Source organism: Pseudomonas sp., from assembly GCF_050739655.1.
In the GTDB taxonomy this organism is placed as follows: Bacteria; Pseudomonadota; Gammaproteobacteria; order Pseudomonadales; family Pseudomonadaceae; genus Aquipseudomonas.
This window is the reverse complement of sequence record NZ_JBOIBY010000161.1, coordinates 1-5,687: the sequence shown is the minus strand read 5'-3', so window position 1 is coordinate 5,687 and position 5,687 is coordinate 1. Positions and strand designations below refer to the sequence as shown.

Annotated in this window: 9 protein-coding genes; 1 reads left to right on the top strand and 8 read right to left on the bottom strand. The window is 56.2% G+C overall.

Annotated elements, in window-relative coordinates; translation table 11 throughout:
- Positions 1 to 12 precede the first annotated feature (12 nt).
- The 8 genes from ACRESJ_RS07710 to ACRESJ_RS07675 all read right to left on the bottom strand — a co-directional run bounded on the left by ACRESJ_RS07710 (position 13) and on the right by ACRESJ_RS07675 (position 5,141).
- Positions 13 to 402 (bottom strand): antiterminator Q family protein, encoded by a 390-nt coding sequence (locus ACRESJ_RS07710; protein ID WP_431757371.1) that lies wholly within the window; start codon positions 400 to 402, stop codon positions 13 to 15.
- Between the two features lie 296 nt (positions 403 to 698).
- Entirely contained in the window at positions 699 to 2,027 is a 1,329-nt protein-coding gene (locus tag ACRESJ_RS07705; RefSeq protein ID WP_431757369.1) for a tyrosine-type recombinase/integrase, read from the bottom strand.
- Positions 2,024 to 2,233 carry a hypothetical protein gene (locus tag ACRESJ_RS07700; RefSeq protein ID WP_431757370.1) on the bottom strand — a complete coding sequence of 70 codons (210 nt, stop codon included), beginning with the start codon at positions 2,231 to 2,233 and terminating at the stop codon, positions 2,024 to 2,026. Before ACRESJ_RS07700 ends, ACRESJ_RS07705 begins: the two co-directional genes overlap by 4 nt.
- A 29-nt stretch (positions 2,234 to 2,262) precedes the next feature.
- Positions 2,263 to 2,763, bottom strand: a complete 501-nt coding sequence (locus tag ACRESJ_RS07695) for a hypothetical protein (RefSeq protein ID WP_217838141.1) — start codon at positions 2,761 to 2,763, stop codon at positions 2,263 to 2,265.
- Positions 2,763 to 3,545 carry an ATP-binding protein gene (locus tag ACRESJ_RS07690; RefSeq protein ID WP_431757368.1) on the bottom strand — a complete coding sequence of 261 codons (783 nt, stop codon included), beginning with the start codon at positions 3,543 to 3,545 and terminating at the stop codon, positions 2,763 to 2,765. The genes ACRESJ_RS07695 and ACRESJ_RS07690 overlap by 1 nt, the downstream gene beginning before the upstream one ends.
- Positions 3,526 to 4,380 carry a hypothetical protein gene (locus ACRESJ_RS07685; RefSeq protein WP_431757367.1) on the bottom strand — a complete coding sequence of 285 codons (855 nt, stop codon included), beginning with the start codon at positions 4,378 to 4,380 and terminating at the stop codon, positions 3,526 to 3,528. Before ACRESJ_RS07685 ends, ACRESJ_RS07690 begins: the two co-directional genes overlap by 20 nt.
- A gap of 1 nt (position 4,381) precedes the next feature.
- Positions 4,382 to 4,879 carry a YmfL family putative regulatory protein gene (locus tag ACRESJ_RS07680; RefSeq protein ID WP_431757366.1) on the bottom strand — a complete coding sequence of 166 codons (498 nt, stop codon included), beginning with the start codon at positions 4,877 to 4,879 and terminating at the stop codon, positions 4,382 to 4,384.
- Between the two features lie 40 nt (positions 4,880 to 4,919).
- Positions 4,920 to 5,141: a Cro/CI family transcriptional regulator gene (locus ACRESJ_RS07675; protein ID WP_056724266.1), complete on the bottom strand. Its 222-nt coding sequence runs from the start codon at positions 5,139 to 5,141 to the stop codon at positions 4,920 to 4,922.
- Positions 5,142 to 5,247: 106 nt separating this feature from the next.
- Between ACRESJ_RS07675 and ACRESJ_RS07670 the strand changes: the two genes are divergently transcribed.
- On the top strand, positions 5,248 to 5,687 hold a 440-nt coding region (locus ACRESJ_RS07670), incomplete at its 3' end, for a helix-turn-helix domain-containing protein (RefSeq protein ID WP_431757365.1).

Sequence of the window (5,687 nt, the reverse complement as noted above, 5' to 3'; positions counted from 1 at the left end):
TCGACTGATAGATTAGGCAGCTTGCCCCATTAAATTGACAGCACAATCGATCCATGCCGCCCCTGCTCTCGCCAGCTCCCGCGCTTTCCCTTCGCTTATACCGTAGTGCTTGCCAACCCGTACCATTGGCCATTTAGCACCGTAGTAGAGCCAAATAATGTCGCCCATTTGTCCATCACGGTGTGAGAGGCGCGCAACTGCGTGATCAATAGCGCCGGCCCATTCATCTGTAATGCAATAGCTTTTACTCGCAGACACCTGCGGCATCGCCTGACGCATTAGCGCAAATGTCGGTGAGATGTAGTTGGGAACGCCTGCCCCATCCATCCGCCACCATCCCCACTGTTCCAGCAGGTATTCGGTATCGCCCAATGGTCGGCCGGCTGGTTTTCGAATCATCATGTTCTCAATCCCCTGTGTAATTTGATCCGCCAGCGCCGCGACGGTTGTTCTGTTGGTAGTACTCGGCCGGGCCAGGTATCGACGAGCCATGCTGGAGCGCTTCAATCTCTCGCTGAGCCTGCTGCAATTTGAAGCTCAATTGAGTCACCAACTCGTCCGAAGAAAGCACCAACCTGCTCCCCCGAATAACCCACACTGAGCCATTGCAAGCAGTACAAATCAACTCATAAAACAGCCCTTTCACTACCGCTTTGCCCTTGCAGGTCGGGCAAGGCTCAAGTTCGATCCGCGGCCTCTTAAAGCCAAGCCCCTGCCCGTTCTGCATGTTTTAAATCCTCTCCTATGGTTGTTTCTTGAAGGGCTTCGCAGGCCTTGTTCTGCAAGGCCTCCAGAGGATTACCGGAATCTCCGGATCTAACACCGGTCAACCCGTGAATCAGGGCAAACCCCTTCTGGTCTAGATGAACATGCCACTGCTCCAAGGCATCGAGCTTGCGACTCATGACGTCTGACTGGATGTACACCTTCACGTTGTGGCCCATGGCGTGGTTGATCAGCAACTCGCCGATCAGGTGATCAACGCCGAGGTCAGCCCAGCCGGTACGGGCTAACTTGCGCAGGTCGTGGCTGGTCCACTCACCCTGCCCCAACCGGGTGAATACAGCACTGGCCTGCCCTTCACTGAGAGCCTTGCCATGGCGTGCAGGGAACAAAAACTGACCGTCGTACCCTTTGGCCTGCTGAATCTCGCGGTAGCGGATCAGAATCTCGCGCACCTGGTCTGTCAGCGGCAGGTGATGCTCGACGCCAGTCTTGGTGTGCTCGGCCGGAATGAACCACTCGCGCTCAGCCAAACTGATATGCGACCAGCGTGCCTGCCGGGTTTCACCGATGCGCGTGCCGTGACAAAGCATCATCAACGCCAACATGGCGTCGGAAGGGACAGTCGACATGACGAGGGACAATTGCTCCAGTAGCTGCGGCAACTGGACGCCGCGTAGCCGTCCAGGCTTCACTCCGACTTTCGTCTTGCTGAAGTCGCTGAATTTGATGCCTGCCATAGGGTTAGCAGTGATAAAACCGAGTTTGAACGCTTGCTGCAGCGCCTGAACCAGAAGCTTGAACACCAGCTGCACATAGCCAGTGGAGTAGCTTTCCTGCAACGGCCAGACCAGCTCGCTGTCGAGCATGGCTTTGTTGATATCGCTGAGAGGCAGATCACCCAGACGCGGTATCAAGTGGCGTGTGATGGCCGAGGCGGCAGTGCTCTTGCGCTTGCTGGAAAGGCTGCGATCACGGGACATGCGTTCGGCGTACCATCCCAAAAGCTCGCTGGTCATGACCCACTTGGATAGCGCCGAACCTTCATTGGCAGCCACTCGCAAACGTACTGCCGGCAGTGCCGTGACTACTTGCTTGGTGCTCAGATCAGGGAAGCCGCCAATACGGTGCCAGGTGCGTTTACTGAGCAGGTACCAGGAGCCACGGGAACGATTCTTTGCAAAACGAAAGTGCAACGCCGGGTGACTGGCATCTCGTAGATCGCGGACATGCAACTTCTTGGCATTGCGCTCGATCTCGGCATCCGACAGTTTCACCGTTAGGGTTTTGATCAAAGCCGTCATTGTCGGGTACCAGAGGGATCTTCAAGGTCAACAACCTGGAACGTGGTCGGCCACAGCCAGGCGCCGTAACGCTCGGCCATTGCTTGGTCAACGAACAGCGCCAAAGCGTGGTCGGGGGTGCTGCCCATATCCATCTTGAACGAGCAGCAGAACACGGCGAACCGATAGTTTGCCGAATCCGGAATAGCCAAGCGGCGATCAGGCATCTCCAAGCTGATCCCCATACGCTTGCCCATTAGCCCCCCTTCAGCAGAGATTGCAGCAGCTTGAATTTGTCGAGTGCTTCAGCATTGACCTCGCGCTCTGCCTCAACGGACAACGCCACTTCCTCGATACGCGCGGCGAGCTTTTTCATGCGCTGACCGACCTCCTCGGCAAAGCTGATTACCTCGCCAGACAGCACCGCCAATGTATCCAGAGCGCTACCCTCGGGTTTCTTGGTGGTAGCCACGGCCGGCTTGGTTTCTTTCGACATGCTCTGTTCTCTCTGGGGTGTGATGGTGATGGCGGTGCGCTGGAAGTGTCCGTTAACGGGTTCGCGAATGAGACCTGCGTCCTTCAACTCGCCCAGGCCGCGACGTACGGCCGGAAACTGGGCACCCGTGGTTTCGGCAACCATCAACGAATTGAAAATATCGTGAGCGCTCCAGCGCTCCTGGATTGGCACCACTTGAAATACTTTGCGGGCGAGCGACGATTGCCCGGCGAGCATGTTTTGTTGCTTGGCGGCGTTCATCAGAAGCCCTCCTTACCGCGTTGAGATTCCCACTCGAATGCCACGCCAATGCAGCCGTTTTCGCGGATGCGGTCGACACAGCGCGCCCCAAGGGCGTCGTTCAGTTCAGCGGGAGACAGGTTGCTGACGATGATCGTCGGACGGCATTGTTCGTAACGACCGTTGATGATGGTGAACAGGGTGGCCAGCTCGAACTCGCTCTGCTTGGTCGCGCCCACTTCATCGAGCACCAGCAGGTCCGCGCCGATCACTTCACGCAAGATGTGCGCCTCGGACTCGCCTGAGCGCTCATTGAACGTCGCCCGGATCTCGCCGATGAGCGTGCCTACCGTGCGGTAAATCGCCTTGACCATGCATTCGTTGATCAGGTGACTGGCCGAGGCAATGGCCAGGTGGGTCTTGCCGGTGCCGACCTTCCCCAACAGCAACATGCAGCGACCTTCCCGGCGATGCTTCGAAAAGTTGTCGACGTAGTCGGTGCACGCCTTCAGGGCAATTTGCTGGGCCGGGTTCGACACAACGAAATCGGCAAAGGTCTTTGCCGCGAAACGCTTCGGAATCCGCGCACTTGCTTGCTGGACAATCCGAAACTGACTGCGCTTGCATTCAAGCTCTTGCATGTCGCGTTTGTTGCTCGCGCAGACCGGGCAGCCAGACAGACTGCCACCCTTGAGGATGACTGCCGTGAAATCGCCATGATCCGGGCAAATCGCTGGCTGACGGCCGATGACACCGAATTTGCGGTCCATGTGAGCGCCGAAGTTAGAGACGGAAAGTGCCATTGGCGTTCTCCTTGGTACCGGCCTTGTAATCGCGAGTGTCGAAGCCGGAGTGGCGACTGACCGGAAGCGGAAGTGCAGGACTGACCGGTTTGTCGGGGAAGATCCCTGTCCATCCGTTGCTGATCGACAGGGCCAGCACGGAATCGGGGGTTGGATGATTCGCCAAAGCCTTGGCCTGTTGTTCGCAGCTCTTGGCGGTGAGGGGTTTATGGATTTCCCTGCGGTGCTGGCACCAGTCGGCCCAAACCTCGACGCTAACGTTTTCCGGCTTGGCCGTCAGTGGGTCAAACTTTGCCGATTTGCCTGGCGCGTGAGCGCCCTGCTTCTCCTGATTACTGGTTACCTGATTGGTACCCTGATTACTGGTATCCTGATTTGTCGGAGATTTTTCCGACCCTTCTCGGATTTTTTTCCGACCCTGCTCGGAGATTTTTCCGACCTTGCTCGGAGATTTTTCCGAGGTAGATCGGATTTTTTTCCGACCCTCAAAAGCCTCAGAGGTCGGATATTTTTCCGACCCGTCCAGCTTGCGATTCCACTCTTTGGCCCTCTCGGTCAAACGAAACAAACTGATGTTAGAAGTGTGGGATAGCTCGATCAGCCCGGCGGTCTCGAGCCCTTTGAGAAGTCGGTACGCTGTATCTGGTTTGTCGGTGAGCAAGGGCAATTCCTCCACGATCTTTGCCTTGCTCAAGGCAAAGAAAATCCCGTTATCGGTCTTGATTGGCCTTGCCCAGCTAGGACACTCATAGACAAACGAAAACAGCAGCGTCTGCTGGGCGTTCAACCCCCACTCCAGTGCCTTCACCTGGTTGATCGTGATCGTGAACTGCATATCAACCCTTCCCGCTTGGCGGTCGAGCTGGGCGTTTCGATTTGTGCAACTCGATCAGTGCGGTCACCTCTTCGTGCCGGGCAGCCAAGTGCTTCGCGTGCAAGGCCAGAATCTCTGTGGCTTCCGCTGCAGTGATTTCGCCGTCCTCCAGCGCCAGGGCGAGAAACTGGTCGACACGACCGCGCTTCACAGAAGTACGTAACGAGCGCTGGTGCATATCTACGTTGTCCAGATCACCAACCTCAGGCAGGCGAACAAAAACACCTCCGTACATCGCGCAGATGTAGTCCGGCAAGAAGGTGGTTTTGGCTTCAGTCTCGAGCGTGCAGACCTCATCGTCGGTGAGGGGTCTGACCCCTGCCGACTCGTAAATCCGGTTCTTGAAGCGTTTGAGATTCTCTTCGCCAAGAAAGTCAGAGGCGTATGCAAGCCCGCCAGGGAATGCATTGGCAGAGGCAATGACTGCTTTGCGACGGGTGTCTAGCACTGGCGATTTCATCGTCTAGTTTTCTCTCGGCGCCGTTGCGCTCAAAGTTTGCTCATGAAATGGGCAGCATCCGGCGACGCGACCTTTTTGCGCTTTGGACCGGGAATGGTCTGAGCTCTTCAGCTGTGAAAGAGCCATCTGCGTGCTCGGTAACGAAAATGTCACGGCCAACCTGCAGAGCTTTGTTGAGCGACCCTTGGGACATCCCAAGCAGATTTGCTGCGTTGGTTTGCCCGCGTGCACGAGCAAACTCATCCAGACTTTTTCGGCTCATCTCGCCGATCTCCTTTATTAAACATCCACCAAGTATCTCCGGCGGAATTTAATTAATCAAGCCCGGCGGCATTTGATTAAATATCGCCGCTAGGAATAATCGTGGAATGAAAAAACGCGAACTCGAAGACTGGGAAAAAGAAGAGTGCTCAGCACTCAAAGCGGCTGTGGATGCCTTCAACACAGGCAAGTCGCGGCGTGACGCCCTGACTCAGGGAAAGATCGCAGATGCCCTAGGCATAAATCAGGGCTCTGTCAGTTCGTACCTGAACGGCTACAACGCACTGAATGCGAAAGTCGCTAGCGCAATTGCCGGATTGATTTCCAAGCCCGTGGAGTCATTCAGCCCTCGACTGGCTGATGAGATTGCGAAAATGGCGCAGTCCAGCTTCGAATCCAATGTCGAGGCTGGCCCCCCCATCTATTCCTCACCTCGCAGAATCAATATCGAAGGCACCGCACAGCTCGGCAGTGAGGGATATTGGACAAGCCTTGACCAGGCAGCTGGCTGGGTTGAGACCTACTCCAGAGATGAGGACGCCTACGC